General features: G+C 36.0%; 20 protein-coding genes, 3 pseudogenes and 2 other annotated features. Of the genes and pseudogenes, 8 read left to right on the top strand and 15 right to left on the bottom strand.

Annotated elements, in window-relative coordinates:
• Positions 1 to 111: 111 nt before the first annotated feature.
• Both FTU46_RS15415 and FTU46_RS15410 read right to left on the bottom strand, forming a co-directional pair.
• Positions 112 to 868: pseudogene (locus FTU46_RS15415) on the bottom strand (IS3 family transposase); the annotation flags it as partial.
• Positions 463 to 579: a sequence feature (AL1L pseudoknot), on the bottom strand. (Overlaps the previous pseudogene by 117 nt.)
• 182 nt (positions 869 to 1050) lie before the next feature.
• Positions 1051 to 1617: a recombinase family protein gene (locus FTU46_RS15410; RefSeq protein WP_006581699.1), complete on the bottom strand. Its 567-nt coding sequence runs from the start codon at positions 1615 to 1617 to the stop codon at positions 1051 to 1053.
• A 706-nt stretch (positions 1618 to 2323) separates the two neighbouring features.
• Between FTU46_RS15410 and FTU46_RS15405 the strand changes: the two genes are divergently transcribed.
• Genes FTU46_RS15405 through FTU46_RS15390 form a run of 4 tightly spaced genes read left to right on the top strand, consistent with a single transcriptional unit; the run spans position 2324 to position 6551 of the window.
• Positions 2324 to 3337: a nucleotidyltransferase gene (locus tag FTU46_RS15405; RefSeq protein ID WP_005006358.1), complete on the top strand. Its 1014-nt coding sequence runs from the start codon at positions 2324 to 2326 to the stop codon at positions 3335 to 3337.
• A gap of 9 nt (positions 3338 to 3346) precedes the next feature.
• Positions 3347 to 5005 carry a ThiF family adenylyltransferase gene (locus FTU46_RS15400; protein ID WP_005006360.1) on the top strand — a complete coding sequence of 553 codons (1659 nt, stop codon included), beginning with the start codon at positions 3347 to 3349 and terminating at the stop codon, positions 5003 to 5005.
• Entirely contained in the window at positions 4990 to 5490 is a 501-nt protein-coding gene (locus tag FTU46_RS15395) for a Mov34/MPN/PAD-1 family protein (protein ID WP_005006362.1), read from the top strand. Before FTU46_RS15400 ends, FTU46_RS15395 begins: the two co-directional genes overlap by 16 nt.
• A 2-nt stretch (positions 5491 to 5492) precedes the next feature.
• The gene (locus tag FTU46_RS15390; RefSeq protein WP_257224670.1) at positions 5493 to 6551 is read left to right on the top strand and encodes a hypothetical protein; all 1059 of its coding nucleotides are present in this window, start codon (positions 5493 to 5495) and stop codon (positions 6549 to 6551) included.
• Position 6552: 1 nt separating this feature from the next.
• On the opposite strand, the gene FTU46_RS15385 is transcribed toward FTU46_RS15390, so the two are convergent.
• A protein-coding gene (locus FTU46_RS15385; protein WP_123015331.1) for an IS3 family transposase occupies positions 6553 to 7772 on the bottom strand; the annotation gives its coding sequence in 2 pieces (ribosomal slippage) (positions 6553 to 7496 and positions 7496 to 7772; 1221 coding nt in all).
• Positions 7381 to 7497, bottom strand: a sequence feature (AL1L pseudoknot). (Overlaps the previous gene by 117 nt.)
• On the opposite strand from FTU46_RS15385, the gene FTU46_RS15380 reads away from it, so the two are divergent.
• Positions 7741 to 8430, top strand: coding sequence for an SAVED domain-containing protein (locus FTU46_RS15380; protein ID WP_257221274.1), 690 nt, complete (start codon positions 7741 to 7743; stop codon positions 8428 to 8430). The genes FTU46_RS15385 and FTU46_RS15380 overlap by 32 nt on opposite strands.
• 146 nt (positions 8431 to 8576) lie before the next feature.
• Here FTU46_RS15380 and FTU46_RS15375 read toward each other — a convergent pair whose 3' ends face one another.
• A complete protein-coding gene (locus tag FTU46_RS15375; protein WP_005028412.1) occupies positions 8577 to 8903 on the bottom strand; it encodes a hypothetical protein in 327 nt (108 codons plus the stop codon).
• Positions 8904 to 9048: 145 nt separating this feature from the next.
• Here FTU46_RS15375 and FTU46_RS15370 point away from each other — a divergent pair.
• Positions 9049 to 9971 (top strand): annotated as a pseudogene (locus FTU46_RS15370) (IS5 family transposase).
• Positions 9972 to 10116: 145 nt separating this feature from the next.
• Here FTU46_RS15370 and FTU46_RS15365 read toward each other — a convergent pair.
• The 8 genes from FTU46_RS15365 to FTU46_RS15330 form a co-directional block, all read right to left on the bottom strand.
• Positions 10117 to 11493, bottom strand: a complete 1377-nt coding sequence (locus FTU46_RS15365; protein ID WP_005005738.1) for a hypothetical protein — start codon at positions 11491 to 11493, stop codon at positions 10117 to 10119.
• A gap of 3 nt (positions 11494 to 11496) precedes the next feature.
• Positions 11497 to 16722 carry an AAA domain-containing protein gene (locus tag FTU46_RS15360; protein ID WP_005005740.1) on the bottom strand — a complete coding sequence of 1742 codons (5226 nt, stop codon included), beginning with the start codon at positions 16720 to 16722 and terminating at the stop codon, positions 11497 to 11499.
• Positions 16723 to 17616: 894 nt separating this feature from the next.
• Complete coding sequence (locus tag FTU46_RS15355) at positions 17617 to 18423, bottom strand: hypothetical protein (RefSeq protein ID WP_010591556.1); 807 nt, start codon at positions 18421 to 18423, stop codon at positions 17617 to 17619.
• Between the two features lie 228 nt (positions 18424 to 18651).
• Complete coding sequence (locus FTU46_RS15350) at positions 18652 to 20292, bottom strand: LPD1 domain-containing protein (RefSeq protein ID WP_005005743.1); 1641 nt, start codon at positions 20290 to 20292, stop codon at positions 18652 to 18654.
• A gap of 18 nt (positions 20293 to 20310) precedes the next feature.
• Entirely contained in the window at positions 20311 to 20694 is a 384-nt protein-coding gene (locus FTU46_RS15345) for a hypothetical protein (protein WP_042892771.1), read from the bottom strand.
• Between the two features lie 6 nt (positions 20695 to 20700).
• A complete protein-coding gene (locus FTU46_RS15340; RefSeq protein ID WP_180058714.1) occupies positions 20701 to 21468 on the bottom strand; it encodes a hypothetical protein in 768 nt (255 codons plus the stop codon).
• A 1-nt stretch (position 21469) separates the two neighbouring features.
• Entirely contained in the window at positions 21470 to 22792 is a 1323-nt protein-coding gene (locus tag FTU46_RS15335; RefSeq protein WP_180058715.1) for a hypothetical protein, read from the bottom strand.
• Positions 22793 to 22882: 90 nt separating this feature from the next.
• The gene (locus FTU46_RS15330; protein ID WP_180058716.1) at positions 22883 to 23401 is read right to left on the bottom strand and encodes a hypothetical protein; all 519 of its coding nucleotides are present in this window, start codon (positions 23399 to 23401) and stop codon (positions 22883 to 22885) included.
• Between the two features lie 74 nt (positions 23402 to 23475).
• On the opposite strand from FTU46_RS15330, the gene FTU46_RS15325 reads away from it, so the two are divergent.
• Positions 23476 to 23829 carry a hypothetical protein gene (locus tag FTU46_RS15325; RefSeq protein ID WP_005005748.1) on the top strand — a complete coding sequence of 118 codons (354 nt, stop codon included), beginning with the start codon at positions 23476 to 23478 and terminating at the stop codon, positions 23827 to 23829.
• A gap of 99 nt (positions 23830 to 23928) precedes the next feature.
• On the opposite strand, the gene FTU46_RS15320 is transcribed toward FTU46_RS15325, so the two are convergent.
• Positions 23929 to 24675, bottom strand: a complete 747-nt coding sequence (locus FTU46_RS15320; protein ID WP_005005749.1) for a hypothetical protein — start codon at positions 24673 to 24675, stop codon at positions 23929 to 23931.
• 60 nt (positions 24676 to 24735) lie between these two features.
• Between FTU46_RS15320 and FTU46_RS15315 the strand changes: the two genes are divergently transcribed.
• A complete protein-coding gene (locus FTU46_RS15315) occupies positions 24736 to 25098 on the top strand; it encodes a hypothetical protein (protein WP_005005750.1) in 363 nt (120 codons plus the stop codon).
• Between the two features lie 175 nt (positions 25099 to 25273).
• On the opposite strand, the gene FTU46_RS15310 is transcribed toward FTU46_RS15315, so the two are convergent.
• Together FTU46_RS15310 and FTU46_RS15305 are read right to left on the bottom strand one after the other, a co-directional pair.
• Positions 25274 to 25573 carry a hypothetical protein gene (locus FTU46_RS15310; RefSeq protein ID WP_005005752.1) on the bottom strand — a complete coding sequence of 100 codons (300 nt, stop codon included), beginning with the start codon at positions 25571 to 25573 and terminating at the stop codon, positions 25274 to 25276.
• 255 nt (positions 25574 to 25828) lie between these two features.
• Positions 25829 to 26782: pseudogene (locus FTU46_RS15305) on the bottom strand (IS3-like element ISAba14 family transposase); the annotation flags it as partial.

Genomic DNA, 26782 nt, shown 5'->3' with positions numbered 1-26782 from the left:
TTCCATAACGCTCACGACCGGGACTTTTGATCCAAGCCGCTTATGGTGGTTTGCTACCTGCTCCTGCAAGCCGATAGCGAGGGGCCATACCCTCATCTCTTACGCCGCTTGCTGCGGCACACTAAAGTCACTCACCCACAGTTGGTCAGGATGATCAGCAGTAAAATTACGTTTTACCAAGTCATCCGCTCGTTTTTGATCATCTCGGCTACGGGTGGTTTGTTTGTTCTTACCACGCCAAACACCTTTTATACCTAGCTTTTGCATTAATCGAGCAACAGTACAGCGCGCAATAATATAGCCTTCACGTTTCAGTTTTTGCCAGACTTTACGTACACCATACCGACCTGAACTTTCCTTCCAAATTCGTTTAATCTCCTCAGCATGATGCAAGTCATGTAAATCTCGCTTTGCTCGATGTTCTGGATTTTCACAGAGATCTAGAGTCCGGTAATAGGTTGAAGGTGCGATCGGTAAAATTCTACAAATCGCCTCGACTCCGTACAGCTCTTTATTATTATGGATAAAATCCACCATTATTTGTGTGGGCGGTCGAGCTCCGCCTGGGCGAAAAAAGCGGCTGCTTTACGTAGAATTTCATTGGCGCGTTGCAGTTCTTTATTTTCGCGTTCGAGTTGTTTGATACGTTCTTGGTCTGAAAGCTGCTGTACTTTAACTGGATTTTGTTTATCTAAATATTTTTGATACCAAACACGTAGTGTTTCAGGAGTACAACCCTTGCGCAGTATACTGCTCAGGGAGCAATAGCGGTGATCGCAGCCCAATTCGATGGATAATCTTTCTCGGATTCAATCAATAATTGAACCGCTCTTTCTCTGATTTCAGGGGTATATTTTACTTTTTTCATCGGGACATTCTCTCAGAAAGCTTGGTCTCCGACAAACCCGGTACGGTTCAAAAATCTTCCATTGATTTATTTATATCTGTTAAACCAGTCGCATTATGAAATGTAATATAAGTAGAAATTTCAGTATAAATGGTCATGATCTTTTCTAAATTTGAATATCTAAGCGTCTTCATTAATCAACCTTATTGATTATTAGTTTCTTCTTTTAAAGCTCTTTGTACTGTTGCTATCCCTACTTTAAACTTTTCTGCAACACCTCTAAATGTTGAATTTTCTTCAGCCATTGCTTTTCGTATTTCAACATAGTCAACCTTCCGCTTTCTTCCCTTATATAAGCCCTTCGCTTTGGCTTTTGCAATTCCTTCCTTTTGACGCTCACGGATCATGGAGCGTTCAAACTCTGCAAATGCAGCAAGCATCTGAAACATGAGTTTATTTATTGCCGATTGTGCTACATCATGACTGAAGGTCAAATTCTCTTTATGAAAAATAATGGTTATACCACGATCATTCAGACTATTCACAATTTCGTTCAGATCATTTGTATTACGTGCCAGACGATCAATACTATGAACATGCACCGTATCACCTTCACGCAGATAGTCGAGCATTGCATTTAACTGAGGACGTTCACGGCTACCACCGCTTGCCTTTTCAGTAAAGGTCTTATCCAGGCTGATTCCATCTAATTGACGTTCAGTATTTTGTTCAGTTGAACTGACTCGAATATATCCGACCTGATTAGGCATTCTGTACCGTTAGAGTTTAGATAATTAAATACATATTGTACCGAAATTAAATATTAAGTCTATAAATACGGTTTTTGAGTTGCTTTTTAAGACTTTATTTTGTTCCGTTAGGCTATAGTCTAAAGTAACAGAATGAATATTCTACCCCCGATAGAAACAGCCGTACTCTGGGGGGAGATTTTTTTGATGTGCAGGTGCCGACCCTTACCAGAAGGCACTGTTGAAAATAACCACGAATCGTAAGCTGAATACTCTTTTAGCTAAAGGAGCAGCATATGAATTCTTTCCATAAAATTTAGGCTTGTATACCCAGAAAAATGTGGAACTTCTTAGGTTTCATACATGAGGATTTTGATAGGCTCACTGACTATTTTAAATTGTGTGCCTTAACTCTCTGTTCTAAAAGGCTATTCAGAATTTTTAGACTGTTTATTTTGAACATTCTTTTTACTCTGTGCTGGCGATGCCGTAATTGGACCTTGCAAGATGCATGGTCGTGTATGGGCGATGTCCAGAAAGAATTTGACTCAAAACTATTTTAGTTGGGAAGGAATGCTAAAAATTGGAGATTGATACATCTCATCGTTTGTTTAAATATTTTTTGATTAAATTTTCCCTTTAAAAATTCTATTTTTTTTAATGTCTTAACTTGTATTTAATATAGGAGATCCCCATAACAACAAAAGCACTACAGGAATACAACAATATGGCGAATCCACAAAAACACTATGCTAAGTTCCACACAAATATTCGATTAGGTCGTTATGACGAAGAAAGTACATTACGTGAAAAACGTGACCTTTTGATTAGCACCTTAAAAGATGAACTCAAAAAGGATCCAAATGGTCCTCAATTTGTTGAATACTTTAATCAAGGTAGTTATGCCTTGGGCACAGGGATTAAGCCTAAGAATGGAGATTATGATATTGATGTAGGAGTTTTATTAGATTGTGACAAAGAGGAATATGGCTCAGTAGAAATTAAAAAAATTGTTAGAGATGCTTTAACTCATTCAAATAGAACTGTAACGATCAAACGACCTTGCGTAACTGTCACTTATCTCAAAAATGGTAGTCCCGATTATCATGTAGATCTGCCCATCTACGCTGAAGACGACAAAGGCAATATGTATCTAGCTCGAGGTAAGGAATTCTCCTCTGAAGACCTTAAGACTTGGGATATTTCAAATCCTACTGAACTTACCGATACAATTTTGGGAAAATTTGAAGATGATTCAGATTTACGTCATCAGTTTAGACGATGTACTCGCTACTTGAAACAATGGCGAAATGAGAAAGGTCTAGATTTTTTTAAGAGTATTGCTATCACTACAGCTGTATATGAGCATATAACAGCTGAAGATTATGAGAATGATAATAAGGTATTACTTTCTATAGTAAATAATGTATTAGATCAATTCACTACCTTTAGCATTGATCCAGAAAATAACGAGTATTACTTCAGACTCGTAATTAATTTACCTGCACATCAAGGTGTAGACTTACTCGAAAAATTGACCCGAAAACAAATGGAGCACTTAAAATCAAAACTTGAAGATTTAAAATCATCTTTAGAAGCTGTAAATGAGGAAACTGATACAGTAGAAGCTTGCAAAATTTTAAATAAAACTTTTGGAAGACAATTCCCTATCCCTGAAATACAAGAAGTGTCCGAACCAGTAGTACAAACTTATTACACTCAAGAAGGAAAATCTGCTTAGGAAAACTCAATGTTTTTTGATAACCCAAAGTTAGACAATATTGAAAAGCTATTAAGTGAACATGGAGCTCAAAATATCCATGTCACTTCTATTACTAAGGATTGGGTTAATCTAAAATTTGATTTTCTCATTAATACACAACAGGTTTGCCTTGGTCTAATTTTTCAAAATAGAGCTAATTGGACGATACCTCCCATTTTTAGAATATTGACACGACCAATGTCTGCCTTAGATCATGTGAGTCAAAGTGGGGAAATTTGTACTACGGATCATCAAGGTGAAAACTTTGAAGGCTATAGACATAAAGAACTTATTACTGAATTCTTTGAAAGGGCTATAGATATACTCAAGCAATCTTTTATTAATTTTCAATTAAACAACCGAGTAAGCTTGTATAACGAACTAGAAGGATATTTAGGCAGCACTCAAAATATAAATGAGGATGTAATATTACATTGCGACCCTACTTCTACATTTAATTTATATGGTTGGTTAAGAAAATCATCAAAAGGGAATCATCAAATATTAGAGCATATTGATGATGGCGATAGTTCTTACATAAACCACAACCAGCTCACAAAAGTAAAAATTCATAAGATATTATTAGAAGATGCTTCTGTTTTCCCCATACCAGATATAGGAGATTATTTTAATGAGGACTATTTTCTAAAAATTGTTAATACCCTCTCTAATGAGAACAAACGATCTTTGTTAAAACAAGGCAATCATTATGCCCTAGTGGGAATTCCAAATGAACATGGATTTGCTTATGTGATTTTTTATTATGCCATTTGGTATTCTTTCAAAGAAAAAGTATCCTTCAAAGGCTTTAAAGTCTCTTTAACACAAAGAGCGTGGATAGATTATTTATTAAATAGAACGGGGCAAGAGAAAAAAACAAGACATATAGCGATTATCGGATGTGGGGCTTTAGGCTCAAAGATTGCAGAGATATTAGCTCAAACAGGCGTAAATAAATTTTCTTTCATAGATCCAGAGCTTTTAAAAACAGATAATATTTATCGTCATTCTTTAGGTTTGCAGTATGTTAATACCTATAAATCTACTTCTTTAGCTAATAAGTTTTTAATAGAAAGGCCCGGATTAACTATTTTTCCATTCGTAAGCCATGGTGAAAGCTGGATAAAATCAAAAATTACTGAAGATATTGATACTATCATCATAGCAATTGGCCATACTCCTACTGAGATTTCTCTCGTAAAAACTATTTATGAAATAAGTGCAAACATTCAAGTAATAATAGGCTGGTTAGAACCTTATGATTTAGGTGGACATTTTATTTCTTTCAATAATAAACATGTAGGATGTTTAAACTGCTTATATTTTGATGAAAAATCAAATAAAAGTCTTACCCCTATGTATAAATATGTACAATCTGGACAGCTAATTGCTAAAAATATTACAGGGTGTGCTGGTGCATTTACCCCCTTCTCTTCTTTAAATTGCATGAAGCTAGCAAGCTATATTTCTGAATATGTCCTGAATCAACAATTAGGATTTGTTTCTATTTCTGGCGACAATCAGAATGCAAATAAAAATGGAATAATTACTACCCCTTTTTATAATTCAGTAAATAATTCAAATGGAATTAATATATTGAATTTAAAAGAAATTTATAAAGAAGTATGCCCATGTTGCAATACATAACTCAAGGGAGGATTAAATGTGACACACCTACAGGCCAAGTCTTTATTATTCAAGCAAATGTTTTAAAGAGTTTAAAGCAATTTATACAATTAGAATCAGATTCTCCAGAATCGGGTGGCATTCTAATTGGAAGAACAGACATAGAAACTAAAGCTAAAATCATTGAAAGCTTTACCTCTCCTATGGAAGGAGACTGTCAAACACGTATGTCTTTCTTTAGGTCAAAGTCCCACCAATATGCTTTAATACAAGCTTGGAACGAATCTAAAAAATTCTATAATTTTCAAGGCCTATGGCATACACATCCTGAAGATGTACCAACACCCTCTCCAACCGATTTAAGGGATATAGATACTGTTCTAAATGGCATTACCAATCTTAATGACCCAGTTTTATATTTAATAATCGGAAGAGTAAAAACTGGAATCTGGATTGGTAGAAAAAATTTTAAAATCAAACTGTTAGGTTATATTGAGTTAAATTGAAAATGCAACTAGACCCATCCCTAAGTTTACAGACTTCTTTATCAGCAATAGATGATTTATCAAATGCAAATAAATATATAGAAGAAATTTTAAAGCATATTTGTATAGATTCATTAGGTGTATTAGTTGATGAAGAACGTAAAAATATAATTTTTGTCTTATTGAAAAATAAAAGCCCTGAAAGTTTTTTCCGTATAATTCTCAATTATGATGATACTTTAACTTTTGTCCGAAGATTGCTTGCCAAAAAAATTTCCATTTATGCACGCTTTCTTCAAGGTCACATAATTGATGCCCACACTCTACATGATTTTGAAAAGTTAAAAGAAACATGGAATTTAACCTCCTCTCAAGAGAGCGAAGTTAAAGATGTAGATTTTGTTCCTAGAAAGATTCCTAAACAAAAACCAAACCCTGTAAACCAATTAGAATATTTCATAAAAAGAATTTTTGATTTTGAGCATCTTACAGGTAGGGGTAACGATTTATCTGAAAAAGATAAAAACCAGATTTATCTCTCAAGTCATGGCCGATGTATGTTTAAAGGATGTGGTGCAAAATTAAACATAGATGAAATAACTGGATTTGAAGGTACATATGGCGTTTTAGCTCATAATGTTGCAGCATCAGAAAATTCTACTCGCGGTATCCCCTTCTTCTCATATCAACTATCAGATGATCCAACGAATATTTTATTATTATGTGAAAAACATCATAGGTTAATTGATAAAGTTGCTGGCGCAGAATATACAGCTTCAAGACTCTCGCAAATGAGAAGTAATTTCACAGCACAATGCGAAGATTTATTAGATTCTTTAAGCTTTACTCCTATGCCAGTGTATTTATTTTTCTGGCCCGTGAATCGCAATATTCCTCAGTCTCCTTCACGACGTGATATTGCAAGCTGCCTTCTCCCATTAAAATCTATTTTGCATAAAGATAAGACACTAATTCATGAACCATTACCAGCTCATTTAAGAGCTTCAGCTGATGAGTTCTATAAAAAGTATTTTTTAGAAGAATTGAACCGTACCGGGTTTGTCGGAGACTTTTTTATTTAAGTTAGGCCACCTGACCTAACGGGTTAATCTTATCATAGTACATTGCTTCAAACTCAAAAGGCGATACATAACCCAGTGCACTGTGTACACGCTTTTTATTGAACCAATCTACCCAGTTTAGTGTCGCAAGTTGTACATCTGCTAAACCTTGCCAATCTGCTTTTAAATATTCAATCACCTCTGTTTTGTATAAGCCATTCACCGTTTCAGCCAGAGCATTATCGTATGAATCACCAGTTGTACCGACTGATGCTCGTAAATTTGCTGCTTCTAAACGATTGGTATAGCGAATAGAAAGATATTGAACACCTCTATCGGAATGATGAATCACATTCTTTGGCATGCCTCGATCGTGCAAGGCTTGCTCTAATGCATCGAGCACCATATCTGTATTCATCCGTGTCGATACTTTCCATCCAACAATTGCTCGTGAGAACACATCAATAATAAAGGCGGTATAGACCCAGCCTGAATGAGTTTGAATATACGTAAAGTCACTCACCCACAGTTGGTCAGGATGATCAGCATTAAAATTACGTTTCACTAAATCATCTGCTCTTTTTTGATCATCTCGGCTACGGGTGGTTTGTTTATTCTTACCACGCCAAACACCTTGTATACCTAGCTTCTGCATCAATCGAGCAACTGTACAACGTGCGATAACATAACCTTCACGTTTCAATTGTTGCCAGACCTTACGCACACCATATCGACCTGAACTTTCTTTCCAAATTCGTTTAATTTGTTCAGCATGATGCTCATCATGTAGATCTCGTTTCGCTCGATGTTCTGGATTGTCCGCGAGATCTAAAGTTCGGTAATAGGTTGAAGCTGCGATCGGTAAAATCCTACAAATCGCATCAACACCATATCGATCTTTATTGTTATGGATGAAATCCACCATTATTTGTGTGGGCGGTCGAGCTCCGCCTGGGCGAAAAAAGCGGCTGCTTTACGTAGAATTTCATTGGCACGCTTTAATTCTTTAATTTCACGTTCCATTTGCTTCATTTTTTCTTGATCAGATATCTGTTGTACTTTAATAGGATTTTGCTGATCTAAATGCTTTTGATGCCAGGCACGAAGTGTTTCAGGAGTACAACCAATCTTAGGCGCAATTGCTGTGATTGCAGCCCAAGTAGAAGGATAATCTTTTTCAGATTCAATCAATAATTGAACCGCTCTTTCTCTGATTTCAGGGGTATATTTTAATTTTGTCATCGGGGTAGTCTCTCAGAATATTGACTCTCCGACAAACCCGGTACGGTTCAAATTTGAAGTTCAAACAGAACAATTACTTAGGGAAACTAAATTTGATGATAAGAGAGTAGCTATTTTTGGCTTCGGCCCTATGCCATGCCTAATAGCATTAGGAAGTAAATTAGGAAATAAAGGGAAATTTATACCTATGCTTATGTATAGGGATGGAAGTTGTTGGATGTGGCCTGATCTTATATGTACAACCAAAGCGTATGAAATTAATAATTTCAGTGAAATAGAAGATTGTACTGAAATTACTATTAGATTGAATCTCACTGCTGATCCAGAAACCTCTAAAAATAAGGCTGTTGAATTAGGACATCCGGTAATTAATATTACTGCTAAACCAGAATATATGGGGAATGGAGCAATAAGAAATCCTGAACGAGGACTAAGTTTCATGCAAGATATTCATGCGTTATTTCATAGTCTAACAGATAAAGGAATTACCAAAATTCATGTCTTACCATGTGCATCCAATGCTGCTTGTATATGGTTTGGACAAGCATTTGATCTGCATCATCCTGAAATGGTTATTTATGATTACTTAAATAATTCAATGGTTCCAAGACTTCAAATTCGAAATAATGGAAGCAAGAATGAAATCGCTGTAATTTAAACAGTATATTTGATAGTACTTTCATACCATTAGATTTAAATATGACATTAGTAAATGGAGTTTAGCTCTAATGGGGCTTTGTTGCATAAATATCTAAGACTATGATTTTGTTTAATTTATTTTTGGATTAAAATTTAAACAAATCCTTAAAAATCAGTATCTTGAAGAATGTTTATACAACAAAGCCGTTTTAAACTAAAAAATGTTTGTAATACTATTTTATTTAAATCACTCTGCGATCTAGGTATTAAATTTAAGACTTTCCATGGTTTTAAATAATCTTGCAGATTTTTTTGTGGTTCGAGAATATTTAAATCTTTATTAATATCAAAATTTGAGGGAATTCCATTTGTATTTTTTGCTAATAATTCCTTAACTAAATTTGTTGGAATAGCTCCATTTAAATGAACGTGTAAATCACCCTTAGGAAGATTCACTATCATATCTTCATTAATTTTTTGTAGTGCAGACATAAGTGTAGAAATTAATATAGCTGATTGAATTTTATCATAAAATCTATTTCCAAGTTATTTATTTTTAAATTTTTCTATTTCAATTCTGAATGGCTTTGTTGCACAAACCTATCTGTAAAGGGTTTTTCAGCGATATAATTTTCAAATGAAGAAGCCTACACACAAAATCTACCGCACAACCAATTGGCCCGCATATAACCGAGCACTCATGAGTCGAGGAAATATTGCCATTTGGTTTGATCCTGCTACGCAATGATATGCTCCATCAAAAGGCAAACAAGGGCGAAATCAAATCTACTCCGACGCAGCCATCCAATGCTGCTTAATGATTAAATCCTTATTCCGTCTATCTTTACGTATGGTCACTGGCTTTGTGCAAAGTCTGATTAAACTTTGCGGATTAAATTGGACCGCACCAGATTACAGTACGCTTTGTAGAAGACAAAAGCATATTGATATTGTAATCAGCTACCAAAAAAGTAGCGATGGGCTGCATCTACTCATGGACTCTACAGGCATGAAGTTTCTAGGTGAGGGCGAATGGAAACGCAAGAAACATGGACCTGAATATCGTCGCCAATGGCGTAAACTTCATATTGGTATAGATGCTAAAACCCTACAAATACGAGCAGTTCAGCTTACAACCAATAATGTCAGTGATTCACAGGTGCTTGGTGATTTACTTAATCAGATTCCACAAGATGAGCGGATTGACTCTGTTTATACCGATGGGGCTTATGACACCAAGCAATGCCGTCAGGTCATTGCAGATCGGCAAGCGCATGCGGTGATTCCACCTAGAAAAAATGGAAAGATACAAAGAGTAGCTCGCTAGAGCGAAATGAATTACTTCGAACAATTAAACGTTTAGGCAGGACACTATGGAAAAAATGGTCAGGCTATCATCGGCGAAGTTTGGTTGAAACTAAGATGCATTGCATCAAATTATTAGGAGATAAACTCAGTGCAAGGAGTTTTGATAGCCAAGTGAATGAGATCCATGCACGTGTAGCAGTCCTTAACAGATTTACGGAATTAGGTCGACCACTTACCCAAGTTACGCCTTAAATTTGGCTCAATTAGGGGCGCTTTGCATTTCAAATCTTTGTGCAACAAAGCCACTTCAAAGTAGAAATGTCTGGTCTGGATTGTTGCCACTCTAATTTGAGTTTAAAAAAGCTAGCAAATCTGCTAGCTTTTTAAGATGATTATTCTATTTTTTAGAATTTAATAAACCAAAGAAGTTCTCTCCATCGTTCTCTAAGTCTTCAAAAAACTTATAAAACGATTGGGCAATAGCCTTATTTTTGACAATAATACCCACAGGCACTGTTGTTAAAATATTTGTGGATGAATCACTAACGTGAATAATCAAAACACAAAAAGAGTCTTTCATAACCAAAAGCTCAAAATTACCGTCAAAAACTACACTACTTTCCTTAAACGTTAGAAAGTGCTTGGCTCCTGCCTCAGCTGTGATTAGTTTTTTATAACTTGCGATTGATTGTTTATCATTTCTGTATGCCACTGGTAAGAAGCATTTAAAGTTTTTGGTAATTGTGGTTGTCGATAAACGATCAATAAAATCACTAAATCTATCTGACTTACCCCAAAATTCATCTGATGGAGCTAACCAATACAGCTGTTTATCATCATTATTCTGGTCTTGATATTGTTTGATTGTTTTGAAAAACAGGTCTGAATTTTCCTTAGAATATATTGGCCCGATAAAGTATTCATTGGATTTGTGTTCTAGCTTAAATAAGCGATCTAAATTAAGCTTATTCTCGCTAAAAATAGATTCAACTGAAAAAGTATCCTCCATATCTAATTCATGGAGTACCTTTAGAATATCCTCAATATTTTGTGGCTTCTTAGCTGATCTAAGAGCAGCGTAAAGAGAATCTTCGATTTTGTTAAGATTTTCCATGTGATTAAAATCACTAATCTCTGTAGGTGTATAATTCTCATCAAGCGTCAATGGTAATGTAAAACGACGAGAATGGTCTCGCAATTTTTCCACTTGGCTCATTTTATACAGTTGCAGCTTCTTTTCATCCACTGATGGATTCAACTTAACTAATCCTTGGCTGAAATAAAATCGAAAATTTTTCTGAAACTCCTTACTAACCAAAGACTCACCATTTGAAAGGTATTGGTTAGAAGCATCTAATTTAATTGAATTTGCCCCATTGTCAGATGCGTTGGGATTAACTGGCTCAGGATTCAAGCCAATCATCTCAAAACTCATCTTTTGAATATTGTCCTCAATCTTATTTACATAAGGAATTGCACAAACATCCGAGAATGCTTTCTCAAGTCGCTGAGTCAGAGCAAATCGATCATCTTCAAGATGTTTTATCTGCATTTGTTTTAATAATTTAGTTAATAGCACATCTGTTTCATGATTAGATAACCCTAAGAACCGCGCTATTTTTTCAGCAGAAAGTGGTGCAATTACCAATAGGCGCAATACCATAGAATCAATAAAATCTAAGGTATCTGTTGTGGTATAGCTAAATGCCACATTGAATAGTTGTGATGGCAATGTAACATCTACGTCATGATAGCTTCTTAGTGAATTTTCCATGAGTTATACCCCTGCCTTTCTATATTTTTTTGATCTATTTTTATTAATGTGCGGATTGTTTTGTACTATTTTGACAATGGCGCGTTTTGAAATATATCGATATTCTAAAGTCTGATTTTCACGGCACTTGATGTAATTTAATACGCGTCCTAAAGGTAAGTTACTGTTGACTCCTTGCCACATTTCTGACGCACCAAAGATTACAAGACGATCCATTGCGCGAGATAAAGCCACGTTCACACGATTTGGTGACTTCAAAAATGCAGGAAACTTAGTTGGATCATTTCGCGTAACTGAGAGAATGATGATCTTATTCTGTTTACCTTGATAACTATCCACCGTATCAATACGCACAATTGATCTCAATGCATCTGACACTTCACACAAAGAGAAGGCTTTTCTTAACCGGTTTTTTTGCTCAGCATAGGTACAAATTACACCAATAGCAGGCTCTTTAAGGGAATCAGGCTCTGGCACTAATTTATTTAACAAGAGTTTGTCTTGGTCAATCCGCTGAAGAAAATCGATAATTTCATTAATTTCATGTGGGTTATAAATACTACTACCTTTCTCCATTTTGAAATGCTCAGCATTCCCAGTATCCACCCAAGTAACTGTTGAATTCAATTCTATTACGATGTCGGATGCATAGTTATCAGGCACAATCCGCTTTAACTTAATTTCTTTCAGCTCTTCATCACTTAAACCACGAGAATCGACAACTTCAGTTTCAAGTTTTCCTTCATAAAAACAGTCTGAAACTAATTCGCCGATGCTCGGACTCATTCGGTACTGTGACAAGAGTTCTGAACTAGCCTTTAGTCCATAATGTGAATTAAAGATACGGCCAAAGTCGCTTTGTAATTTATCTTCCAAATCATCATCTGATATCTTAAGTTGCTTAGCTAAAGCCTTTATATGATCGCTCGAATATAGTGGAGGAAGTTGGTCTTGATCCCCAACTAATAAAATACGTGCACCTGACTGCATTGCAATTGCCAATTCTGAAGCGATTGAACGTGCTGCTTCATCAATAATCACCCAATCAAATACGTGATTGGCGATTCCAATACTTTGTTGGCCAACACCAACGCATGTGCCACAGACTAATTGCCTTGTTTTGACCAGAAAACTTTCATAATTAGCATTTTGGCTTTCAATTAATGGTTCATAATCTAGGGCAATATTGATCAAGGCTTTCGCTTTAAGTCCTTCCTCATTAGATACCCCGTAGTATTGATTAAGTGCTGCGAACGTAATCATGTCGATCTTATTTAACTGGTTTAATACTGTTATCTCTTTATCATTGATACAGTCTTCCAGTTGATCCCAAAAGTCTTGATTTCCGTCAAACATGCTCTTCAGCTTATGCATTGCTGATTTGAAAGCCTGGGTATACTCTTCTAATGAGAAACTAAACTTTTGATCAAGATCATCTTGGTCGATTGACTGATACGCAGATTTAAGACTATTTAAAATAGTGACTCTGATTTCATAAAGATCGCTCAAGTATTCAGCTTCAAGTGATAAATCTTTTGCAAGCTCAAGCACTCTTTCTTTAATATTAGACTTAAACAGCTCTATCTGGCTCGTAATAATTGAGCCTGTATAGACATCTTTTAATTCAGGAGACACAGCACTCTCTTTATTGCTTATTCGAGCAATACTTAATGGTGTGTCATACTCTGTGCATAGCTGACGTATACGCTCAACACTTGTATTTACAGCTTCGTGCGACTGACTAACAATTAAGATGTTAGATACATTTTGTTTATCATAGAGATAGTGAGCCAGTATAGAGATAAATTCAGTTTTGCCGGTTCCTGGTGGTCCCTTTAATAGTGATACAGGTCCATACTTAAGCACATTACGGAACGCTTTACGTTGTAATGGATTGAGGGCTTTAACCAATTCCCCATTTTTGTATTTGTTATAGTGATCTAGATCTTCATCAGGCACTTCAATCTCATAATCTTTTGCTTCAATCACTAATGATGGTTCAAAGTAATCTACGAGATTTTCAATGACAGCCTTATTACTCAGAATATTTGTCAGAGCATCTGCACGTTTCCGATTAGATGACTTATCTGCCTTGCTTTGTAGAAACAGTGTTGCTTCTTCAGGAACTTCATTTGTTTTTTTACAAAAATCGATCCACAATTCTCCGACTTTTGATTGCGCAATATTCACCGTACCTATGCAGAAAGTGTAATCACCTCCCGCCCCAGTTTCTTTAGTGCACATTACATCGACTTTATCGGTCTTTGAAAATTTAGCTGAAACATCTTCTGCAGAGTCATAGTATGCAATAGCACTCTTTGAATCTTTAAAATGTTTGCTCGAAACTATCTTTAACGGCTCAGACAGAGTGATTGTAGGATGTGCATGACGCTCAGTCGCCATGACTTTTTTCCACAACTCTTTCGTTTCAATATCAATTAAGTGGCTATGTGTAGGCAGATGACTCATTGGCTGTGCCATAAGCTCATCAGTAGCTATAACATCGCCTATCTCTTCTTGTAATGCTTTTTGTTCACGCAGAGCCCGTAATGTTTCCTCTTTCTCTTGAGTCCTTTTGAGCTGTGCTTGCTTAAACTGTTCAATAGCATCCTTAAAGTTTTGATCTTTTGCTAAGAAGTCATTTAACTCTACAATGTTGTCACGCTTACTCATCCCAGATATCGGGTGGACTTCAATGCTAACATCAATAGTCAGATCTGCATCCCTACTAGCCTTCCACCACAGGTCTTGTTTTTTGACAAAATCAAGGAAACTTAATTGATTTTCATGGGGCTTATAAAACCCTTTTAACATGCCATTGATTCCGCTAAGTGTAAATCGAAAATCCCCCTCACTTGCTGCCTCAAGTTGGATATAAACTTTGCCGTTTTCGGGATAAATCGTAAAGGGCGTCTCAACCTTACTTGTATAAATACTAATCTGAGGAGCTTCTTTTACAATAGCACCCTTACATTCAAATGCCTCTATAAAGCGAGAATTATCAATATAGCGTACACTTGGATCTTCCATTCCTTCTATGCTCAAGGCTGTATTTAGCCAGGATAAAGTAGGATCCATTGAAGCCACATCATCCACAGCCAAGTCTATATCGTATAGATCTGCGATTAATTTCAATGCAGTAAAGTTGTCACACTGAATGACTGTTGGATCTTCAATATCAGATGGGAAATAAGCATTAGAAGAATCAGGTTGTGGTACTTCAGGATGGAAGCAATCATTAAAACTAACTTTCAAGTTTGTTTTATCTACTAGAATCTTTTCATCATCCAAGTTTCCATGTTGAAAGCCATGCTCATGAAATTTTTTCAGAGAATGCAATAACTGAAGTGAAAGTTCATTTTTTTCATCCTCAGTTAAGCCCTCAATAACCGTTGACCAAGCTTCACCCTTTACCATTTCAGTTACTAGATACACACATGCTGTGCTAGTTGATAAACCAAAATCAATAATCTTAGGAAGGTATGGCAAATTGAGAGCCTGCGTCATTTTAAGTTCTTCAAAGAATCGCTTAAAACAACTCTTTTGATAAGTTGTCATTGCAGATGCAACTTTACCCATCCATGTTTTGACTAACATGTTGCCTGATGCATAGAGTGTAAAATTTTGGTTAGCATCAATAGGCGCGCCAAATATCGGGTAACTGATATAGGTATTTGTCTGATTTAAATATGGATTCAGTACATCTGCATCAAGTTCATAACTAACTTGTTCAGCAGGTTTTTGAGCTAAGAAATCTTGGAATACTGCACATGCATTATCATATTTCCCTGTCAAAGCTCGTGTTAAAATACGCTCTAACCAGTGGTTCTGATCTCGCTCCTCAAGACTAAATTTTTTCAATGAACGTGGGCTCAGTCGAGCATTCTTCCAAATATGAAGGATTAACTGCCCTAACCAATACACATCCTTTTGTGCAGCTGTCAGCGCAAGATTCGGAAGATGAGCTGTTGTATTCAAAAATGGGAGTTCGTTAGCCAGTTCAGGGTCAATTTTCGAGGGCTGTGTTTGATCATTTGCTGCCGAAAAATTGGATAGCAATATCTCCTTTTTATAAGAGATCCACACACTATGATCACCCACATCACCATGAGTAATTCCCATTTGATGTAGGTGATTAAATTTACCAAGCAAAATCTGGAATAAATCCAATTTCTCAGATTCAGACATTTTCTCAGCATAAGCGCCGATGAATTCGTTGACTCGATAGCTGTTCTCAGGCAACTCATACAACTCATTATATTTTGATGTCATGTCATCAAGACTTGGGTTTGTAATCGGGTGCAAACAACTTTGATAAAGATCAGGCTTTTCTGTTTTAATTTTTTGGAAAACCCGGCGCTCATTGCAGATCAAGTTGAATCGATGTTGAGGCTGACTCATTCTTGAGTTACTCAACTTGAATTCATTAAAATCCCAACAACGCATTAAAGATTTTTCACCAACGATGGTCAATGAATGCGCTTTATACTCGCTATAAATCTTTTTAGGATGCGGTAAGATCAAGTCACCTCGTTCATGATTATTAATAATCAAAGAGCGTGGTTGAATTTGGTCAGGCGCAAAAATTTCATCAATAATGGCGTGATATTCTTTTTTAATATCATATATGCGACCATCACGTTCCAGATGCTTGCGGAACATATTATTAAAATTCTTCTGTTGAGCTAATTGTATAAACTCATCTATCGAAAGAATGTGCTCTAAATCTTCTGGAGGCAGGCGCGAATAATCTGCTTTACCACACATGACAACAAAGTGAGAAACACTTTGGTAATGAAATGTAATGCCCTTAGCTTTCTTTTCTGAAACTTTATCCTTTAGTTTATTAACTATAATTTGCATTTTTTTTACATTTTTAGCTACAGGGCATGAATCTTGCTCTTTATTACCTACGTACCATTTTCCTGCAACTTTTGTAATTTCCTTACCGTTCCAGTCCTTGAATTCAATGACCAAAATGTTTGCATGAGTAATAATTAGGAGATCATATTCAAATTTCTCAGAACTACCTTTCGCTACTGCTTTTTTTCCATTTTTATGCATAAATTCAAAACCAGCATATGCTCGCCAGTTTTTAGTTTTTTCGCCACGATCAAAGACCTTTTTAATCTTATCAATTGCTTTGAGTTCGTGCTCGTATATACCTGTCTCTGGATATGTAACTTTCATATTAAAAGATTCTTTATTTAAAATGTCTTGCTTTTGCACATACAACAAATAAGCGTCAAAAATGATGCTAAATTTTTATTAACATAAAGTAATGCTATATGTACGGTGTCTTTTAGAAAAAATACTTAGCGTAAGAATTTAGTTTTTTCAGGTTGATGGTTAGTTTGGCCAAATAAGCCCTCCGAAGGTTTTTTATATTCAGTTTAGGATTGTATTTAAAATAAAGTCTGCCAAATATTTTGGTGTAAAACCTGAGTCTTCTAGCACGATCATCATTTAGATGATCTAACTCAATCATTCGTTTAAGCAAAACGTATTTCACTTAACGGTTCATAATGTGACTTATATTACATTTAATTTTTGAGTATTCAAAATTATTTTATTGAATTATAAGAAAAAAACTTAAGGAATTCCTTAAAATTTGATGACAATGGTCATATCTCTAATCACTAAAAAGACCAAAAATAGATATCTACCCATATCTCTCGGACAAATTAACTCTATTTTATAAAAGTATCAATAAATTCATTAGGTTCATGAACCAAAAATTTATAATTATTTTTTTATTTATATAAGTTATTGAAAATAATAAATAAAATTATTAAAAGTTTTATTAACTAGACTTCAGGTGAACATAAGTTAAAGTTCGAATTAAAATGAATAGGGTAGTCGCAATTTCCAAAAAATGACAGCTCATGTGTCGTTTAGATACTAACAATTTGTTTATTATAACAAATCTTAAGCATGTTAGCTGTCGTCATTCTTTGATACGGTCTACGTACTACCGTACAATCATCAGCTATATTCATGGTGTTACTTTGCATAATTTACATTTTCTGCATTCAAACCAATCAATCCAAAATTACGTGCACGTTCGAGACACATAAGCTGTCATTGACGACACATGTAATGTCACTGGTTGCGTTCGTGCGTCTATTTCCGTTGAACTATGCTATACCTTGAATAGCCAGCTACTCGGTTCACTGAAATACTGACCGACACGTTAGATTTCAGTTTTAAATCAAAATAGCGATCAATCGTCACAATTAGATGTTTTACATAATCAAAAACTACATATGTTAAATCCTTTAAATCATTGTTCTGGTGTGCAACTTCAATAAATTCTGAAAACAACGCTACACCTGTTTCGTTGGCCAGATTCGCTAACTGATTATCCAATCCGGCAATTGCCGTTAATTCTGATGCAATCACCACTTTATGCATTGCTGTTTCCGCTTCAATGCCTTTGTACTCAATCCCCTTGTATATATAGACATCGTTTTCTCGTTTGCCTTGGTTCCAAGGGTTATCCGTACCATCCAGTCTAGGCATGCTGTACGGTCGTTTTAGTTTTGCTGGAGGTGTTTGTTTAGCGGTGACTTCATAAAGGTTAAATACGCAATCTGTGTAGCGTTTAAGGCTATGGTATGTCAAAGCTTGCTGTTTGGCGGTCAACTCCCGTGGTGATACATGATTCACCAAGGTTTTGAACATTTCTAATGATTCTGGTGTGAACGATCCATCTTTTTTTGCATTGTCCATCAGGTCTTTTTTAGCCCATTTATGCTTTAGTTTTTCCGCTTCAGCATCAGATATTTTCTCTCCCCGATACACGTATCCACGCGCTGCGTTTGAATACTCAAAATCTGCTCGTTTTACTGCCTTGTAGACCATTGTTTTTGTCATTTGTTTTGCACCAGTTTTTCCCATAGTTGTGGCGACCGCTTGAGGGCTTAACACGTACCCATTCTTTTTCGCTTCGGTCGTAACACCAAAACTCGTACCCTAAACAACAACGTTTATTCACGACATAGCGGTAGGTGTTGCAGATCGTAAGCATATTCTCAGTGGCGTTAACTTCCCAAGGTTTAAACGCAATAAGCTCTGTTATTGCTTCCCTGTAAAGTCGTGTTGCTTTGGGATTATTGAATAAGATCCGTTCTTTTTTTGAGGTCTTAGTGATTGCATTCATTTCGTCCACGACCTCACTAATGCTTTTAGCCAATCATCCATCAAATCAACTAAAATTGCCCGTTCTCTGCCTGTTGGATATGCGCTTAACTTCATATTCCAACTATTTGCCGACTCTTCTGTGCCGTGCACCAAAAACCCATTTTGTTGATCATTTTCAGCCAGCTTATCCGTCACCCAACATTCAAACAGTCTGGCAAAGATTTCTGTTGGCTGTGACCAATACATTGACCGTGATTGATCTAGGTGCATGGCGTTATTCATAAAGCCCGTACCGCCTTGTCTTTCTTCGTAATCAAGGTATTTGGTTGACTTAAAAGTAAGATAATTAACCAGCTTGATAAACTTATCTGCAGTCTGGCCATCTTTAAGATGTTTGTATGCTGACTCTTGATGATTCTGTACTGAGTAACGCCCTTTACTGGTGTAAAGAAAGTATTCGCTAAAAAAGTTATTATTGAGTCCGTTTCGTTTTGCCAAAACACAATCAAATCCGTGCGCGAACTCATGGGCTAGTGCTCCAACACCTTGCGTCTTGGTCAAATGAATAAGCATATTACCTGGTTCAAAGTGAGCTGCTGCGCTATCAACGCCTGTGCCACGCGAACCGAATGCTATTCCTAGCTTACCGCCTAAAGATGCGAACGTAACGGGTAGACCTAGAAGTTCGACAAGATCCATTAGTGAGTCATACGTGCAATTCAGAAACCATGCACGTTCCTTTTGATTTACCCAATTGCCGAACTCGACTCCAGAAAATTTGAAATAGTCCATAAGCAACTGGCTATCGATGTTTTCACCCTTTCGATGGTCCTTACCCTCGCGCACTTCAACTCTGTCGTAGCGCGGTCTTTTGGGTGGTTTTGCGCGTCCTTTTTTGGGTTCTATGACTCGTTCATCTAAAATTGGCTGAAAAAATGTTTTTACTTTTTCTAGTGCTGCATTGAATGTGTCGTATTCCGTCCAATCATCTAGTGTTTGAAACCGCTTTGCTGAAATGGATTTAACGGCATACCACTTATGTTGACCAGTCTCAGTGTTTAATAATTTTTTGGCACCATAATTATCCGTATCAAGTACACGATCGTCTGGCCATCCTAAAGGGATTAAGTTTTTTAAGCGTAAACGTGTGTCTGAACTAAATGATAGTGGGTGTTTAACTCTGCGATTGGTATGTCGTCCAGCTGAGTAGCGTTCTAAAATATCTTTTTCACTTCGTCCAGCACCAAACTTAACGGTCATGTACGCATTAAAGTCGTCTGTCAGTTGTTCTAAACGTTCGTAGTGTGAGCTTTCATATTTGTTTTTTAAGAAGTGTAGCGTAGCAATGTAGGCATCATCCCATTGCTTTTGACCTATGCTAAACCAACCGCCCCCTAAAGGCTTGTTGGTTAAGTTTGCATAGACCAAAGAAAATAATAGTGCATGTTTTACAGGTTTATGGCCAGATTGGGCATCAGCTCTAAAATCAGGCTTTTGCCAATATTCCTTTTTAGTCACTAGGCTGTCAGACTTAATTCCATTCATGTTGCCTGAGAAGTCTGGTGATGGGTTGTCTTTACGTGCACCAGCAAACTTTTTACCTACATCCGTAATAGGACCATCTTTTTTTTCATTACTATTTATTTCTTCAGTCATAGCTAAACCACATAATTGTTAGTTGCGTATATCGTCCAAGATCTCTGACAGATCAAACAGATTAATATCTTTGAGTTTCGCTTCAGCATTGATGCGCTCAAGTAATTTCATAAAGCCAACAAAAATAATGTGTGGTATTGGTCTATTGTTGATATGCACGGGTGTTGACCAAGTGCGTACACGCGTTTCGCATATTTCAAGCCCTTGTTCTTCAAAAAGCTTGATCAATGTCGGGATGTCTTTGTCTAGTTGAGTAAGGGCTAATAACGACCGAAATACATCATTTAAGCTAATAGAGTGGTGATGATGGTTCGGATTGTGCTGTTTTCTATTGTCGCCCTGTTGTTGATTAAAGTAATGATGGTTTTCGCGGTTTTGAGATGGTCTGTTTAAATATTTCATTTGTTATTAAGCTCCAAAAAGATAGCTGTAAATCAGGTACAAAATAAAAGTTATTGTTAATCCCGACACCAATAGAGAATTGATCGGGTAATTTTCTAAGTTAAAAGGTTTTCTGTGATAGCTCACTCCCCAATCTGAAACAGATCCTCGCTCTACGGCACTGTAAAAGTTAGTTTGTGAGGCGTTTAAACGGTTGTTGTCTACTGATATGAATTCCAGTTTGCACAGCAATTCGTCACTCAGGTAGTTAAAGAAAGTCGTTGGTGCACCATTTGATAGGATGTGTATAAAACCGACCTGTTTTTGGGTATAACCCATTCGCTCATACGCTTTTTGAAATTCGTGCGTTAAAGTCGCACTAAACTTATCCCCCTTATTTTTGGCAATCAGTTCAATTGGTGGCTCAGCTCCAGCCTGAATAAGCTTGGTGAATTTAGGACTACCACAACCCCAATTTTGAGAGATCCAAACACCGCGTTTTGTGTCGTGAATCAAACCATCAACAATGACCACGGCTGCATCACCGATGTCGCCGTTTTCTTTTTCTGTAAATTCGGTGTTATCAACGTCTTTTCTGAATTCTTCAGGCATTGGCCTTAAAACTTCTAAAAGATTGGTACTGTCACTTTGTACATGACCAGTAGCCAAAATCATCGACTCAATTTTTTTTAGGGCATGTTCAGGTACTATCAATACTGAATGTACACGCTGGTCATACGCATCAGATTGAATGTCTTGAGCTTCGGTATTCTTTTCAATAGTGCTTAATTCCATATTATTTCTCTGCCTGGGCTTTCTGGTATTCAACTGCAGTCTTCATTGAATATTCGGTATCATCTTCGTGCTCTGTACCAACCATGCTTTGCTGACCTTGGTATATACCTTTAACAGCATTGACGAATGCGTTATGCGCCGTAGCGTTGTAATACGTTAAGTTTCCAGCACTGGTCGAATCATTGAATGTCAAAGTATTAGGAACATGCCAAACTGCTGAATAAGCCTTGCCATCGATAACAACAATAGGTTCAAACTCGACCGCTTCACGGTGCTTGGTTTCATTCCATGGTGTATAGAAAACAGTATTGTTTTTGAGGTTGTAGACCTTGAATACGATCTGGCCAAGATTCCGTATTTTGGCCTCTTTGTTGTATGCCTCTAAAACCTTGTCTTTTTGGAAGTCTGTAATTTCAAGCTCAGGGTTCTTCGTAATCACCAGTGTTTCATCAGTCGTTTTAATCTCAGATGGAACGTAGATTTTTGAACCTTTAGGGAAACGTCCTGATTTCTCCAATGCGGATCTAAACTTGTTATTTGCATCCAAGAAGTTGCCAAACTCACTACTGAAGTAGCTGTAAAAATTTGATGCACTGGTGAACATGCCAAACTGATTCACCCGAACAATTTGCTCAGATACAGTGGATGCTAAACTTGCATATGGTTTGCCCGACACATCAATTTCGCGCCATTTGTAGTTACGTACACCTACTTCTTTGTCGCATGCATCATTAAACATAGATGTAGAAACAATATCGCCGTCCAAGCGCTTCACATAAGCAACCGGGTAACTGCGGATAGGTGCCATACGAACAGCTTTGTTTGAATTGGTGTAAAAGCCAGATGACGAAATGATATTTTGTTCAGATGATTTAATTTGATAACTTCGTAATGTATTTAGCTGTCGATCAAAGCTATCAATTTCAGATTCATATAAAACATCACCCTCAACAGATGTTGCGATTGAATAAGGGGCATACATCACATCGCCCTGAACTTTATCCATGATCTGCTCAGCTTCAATACGATATAACGGCTGTGAGAACATGCCATTTGATGCCAAAGCTGGTAGATCTCCCCCTACACCAAAATTACACGCTACTTTGTGGTTGGTGGTAGAAAGGCTTGATTGAGGTAATTTGTAGTTAGATGGATTGTAAGTGGTAACACGTTCATCATATTTGCGAACTTGTTCCTCAACTTTCTTTTCAATGGGATCTATTTGTTCTTCTTGAGATGCAGTATCAGTATTTGAAGGCTCTAACTTATCACAACCAAATAGTAAAACTGACAATATCGCTATGGTAAGGGTTTTCTTATTCACTACTTAATGACCTAACTTAAAACTACTAATACCCCACATTATAATTAAAAATAAGTATTAATGAAGTGGTATTTAATAGTTTAAGGACTTTTAAGCGAAAAACCCAATATCATTAATTAGTTTTAACGAACATTCTTTTAATGCAACTTCATAACCGCCGTTAATATTAAATGTAAAAGCAAATGGTAGCATTTTATCAATCGCAAATATCTTCTCTAATAAGTCGTTGTTTTCTGCAGATGGCTTATCCTTTAAGGCATATTGCATGGAAAACTTAGCATTTATACCCGTGCTTTTATATACAGCATTTATTTGTTCTTTAAGGCTTTTTTCCACTTCTTGCACAGTATTGAAAATAAAATTCTGATTAACAGTGAATTTATCAGTTTTCAAAGATCCAAAGGTCCACGCCAGACTCTCCGAAACCACATACCCTAGAACAGTCTGCAATTCTTCATCTTCAAATTTGTGATAATGAACGTATGATTTAGTTTTACCGTTAAAATATAAAATAGAAATGGAGAACAACACCTCTTTGTGAGCATATTTAAAAGGTACTTTAACAAGACTATAAAAGTTTAAGAGCTCAACGTTGGAGGCTTTAGACATATTTTTTAAAAAAATTTTAAAGACATTAAAGTGATTATACTAAAAATATCAAAGAAATGTTAAAGGGTTTTAAAATGGATACAGTTGTTCTAAAAAATAGTTTAATTGCTAGTTTAGTTTTTGTATGTGTGTTCCTGGTGTTCCAAAACATCGACCATAGAGTTTCTGAACGTATACAGCTTGAGTCAACCAGTGCAGCATTCGAGTCGCTTGATAAAGACTTTTCTGCGATCAAAAGAAATGTGGATACTGAATTCAATAAGCTCCCGAAGTACGTGAAGCCAAGCAAAGAGCAATCGATCAATGATGCATTGGAATTCATTAAATTCTCGAAACAGACCTTTACTGACACAATGGCCCAAAATGAAGAACTTTTAGCAGAAGTTAAGGGTTTTGAGAAAAAGGCAAATGATGTTTTAGAAAAATAATAGTTATTTTAAAAAGAAAAATGGGAAGCTATAAGCCTCCCATTCTTTTAATGTCGTAAGAAACATTTAAATTTTGTTCTTAAAAGTATTATAGTAAAACTAATAATTTATGCAAATACTTTTAACAGAAATATCTAAAAGGTCTTTAACACTCAACGAATCCGAATAACTTAGACAGTGTGAATAAATTGTTAAAGTAGTCGAGTGTATATGTAAAACATTGGTATACCCATTAGAGATATGCGAATTATTATATATGTAAAACCTAACATACTTTTTAGTCGTATCTTGCGTAAAACTTACCAGATAATCTTTTGTGTTTTCATTTATGTTATCTTCGTATTGCTCTGTTATGCTCAGGATCTCTTTGCTGTTCAGCCAATAACTGCCTGTTTTATCTTGTTTAATCTGTTCCAAAATCAAATTATTTAATGACTGGTACTCTTTCGTTATTGCTTTGGCATATCGTTTTGATGACTGATGTTCTTTCCAGTCAATTTTTGCTTTCTTAAACAGTTTGAAAGCTGTAACCGCGCACAATATAGCTGAGATGGTACATAATATTATTCTACTACTATCACCTATAATGCCAATCATTCCTAAATGCACATCTTTTGAGAATAAACCGTTCAAAGATAGGTATACGCCAAAGATACAAAAACTTAACGCAAAAACCACAACTAAAATTAAAGTTGCTCTAATTAAAAGCTCATTAAAAGTAATTTTTCTTAAACTTTTGGTATAAAGCTTAATCTTATCTTTTTCAGATTTTAACATTTTAGCCAAGAACTTATGTTCTCTTTTTCCTCTGCTAAAAGGTGGTGTTACAGCATCTTTAAAAGTCATGTATAATCAAAAGTATTTTAACGTTCCATTAAATATACACTACACCTGGGCCTATTTAAAATGAAACATTATAGAATTATCGCTATTTTAATACCTTTAATATTTTCAGGTTGTGCAGCAAGCCACTCAGACAAAGAGCTTGTTGACTCTTATTACAATGACCAACAAAAAACAATAGAAAGCGATGTAGATCAACTCGTTAATTCCTACTCCGCTAAAGTCGTTACTCAGTACTACCCTGAACCATACTTCAATCCAACCAAGCCAATACCGCATTATTACGCTTTAAAGCTTGATGAAATGGGTATCCCTTACCCAAAAGAGCTTGTATACGACAATGCCGACTATAATTTTTATAAAGAGCAGGCTAAGTTTAATGCAAACAATAATGACGTAATTGATACAGATCACCACGATCACTAAAACTTTTTTATCGTAGGTGTTTTGTTGAGGGGCGTTTCTTGCCGAAACCTTTCTTAACCCCTTAGTGTATGAGGGTAAAAGATTCATACTATATTTTAGAAAATACACTTGATGGAGATAAAGACCAAAAAATCAAAGTGTTGAGAGTAAGCCAGTATGATACTTTTTATTACCCTCATACATTATCTTCTGAACTATCTTCACTCCTTTTTTGATTGGCTTCTTTGATAACATTTTCAATAAAACAGATAACTAAATTTAAAGCGATTAAAAATAATACGATATAGCCAATAGTTTTTAGAGTTAGTACAAAGTTATTGAATACATAAGTTGATGCTTTTCCTATTCCTATATAAACCACATAACATGCAAATATAACCAATGCTATTGCACTAATTGAAATTATTGCAAGTCCAGTATTTTTTAAAAATGAGCGCAATAAGTATTTATCGAATTTAGAATTATTCATAGCCATATACTATCCTTCATAAAAATTTCATTTTCTAACATTGAACGAAGCGCAACTATTGCTGCACCACCGCCAACAATAATTATGATAAAGCCGAATAAAAAATTGAGATTCATGTTTGCAGCTATGTTTAATTATTTAGATTTAAGCAACTTAATTAGTAGCATTACAATAGTTATTGTACGAGAGTACTTTACTCTAGAGGTGGTCCCACTTGTTTGAACAACTAAAAGCGTATTTATAAGTGATATTCCGCTCTAGTTAAGCCACCTTGTTTTGTTGGGGTAGCTGATCATAGTAAAACTCATTTGGTGTCATTTTGTCTAGACTCGAATGAGGTCGTTTCAAATTATAAAACTCAAAATATGCACTTAATTGCTTTTTCGCATCTGTGACACTGCTATAAGCTTTGAGATACACCTCTTCATATTTAACGCTCCGCCATAATCGTTCAACCATCACATTATCTACCCATCGACCTTTACCATCCATACTGATTTGAATGCCATTTGATTTCAATACATCAATAAATGCATCACTGGTAAACTGGCTGCCTTGGTCTGTATTAAATATTTCAGGTCGACCATATTTTTCAATCGCTTCATTTAAAGCCGAAATACAAAAATCCACCTCCATACTAATCGATACCCTATGCGCAAGTACCTTGCGGCTATGCCAATCAATCACAGCACATAAATAAACAAAGCCTTTTGCCATAGGGATATACGTTATATCCGTAGACCACACTTGATTACTGCGCTGAATAGCCAACCCTTTGAGCAGATATGGATATTTACGGTGAGCTTGATTAGCCTGGCTTAAATTTGGTTTGCAATATAACGCCTGAATACCCATTTTCTTCATTAAAGTACGTGTATGACGTCGTCCTATATGATGTCCTTGACGATTCAACAAATCACGCATCATACGACTGCCTGCAAAAGGATATTGCATATGTAATTCATCAATACATCGCATCAGCTTCAGATCTGATGCACTCACAGGTTTTGGGCGATAGTAATAACAACCACGGGAGACTTTCAGCAGCTTAGCTTGCTTAGATACTGAAATCTGAAGTGAGTCGTCGATTAACTTTTGTGGTTGAAGCGGCCCAGTTTCTTCAACACACCTTCTAAAAAATCAATTTCTAATGCCTGCTCACCGATTTTTGCATGTAGTTTTTTTAGATCGATGGGTGGTTCTGTTGGAGCTTTT

Source organism: Acinetobacter sp. YH12108, from assembly GCF_013419055.1.
Lineage (GTDB): Bacteria > Pseudomonadota > Gammaproteobacteria > Pseudomonadales > Moraxellaceae > Acinetobacter.
The sequence above is the reverse complement of the archived record's forward strand: the minus strand, read 5'-3'. Positions and strand labels throughout refer to the sequence as shown.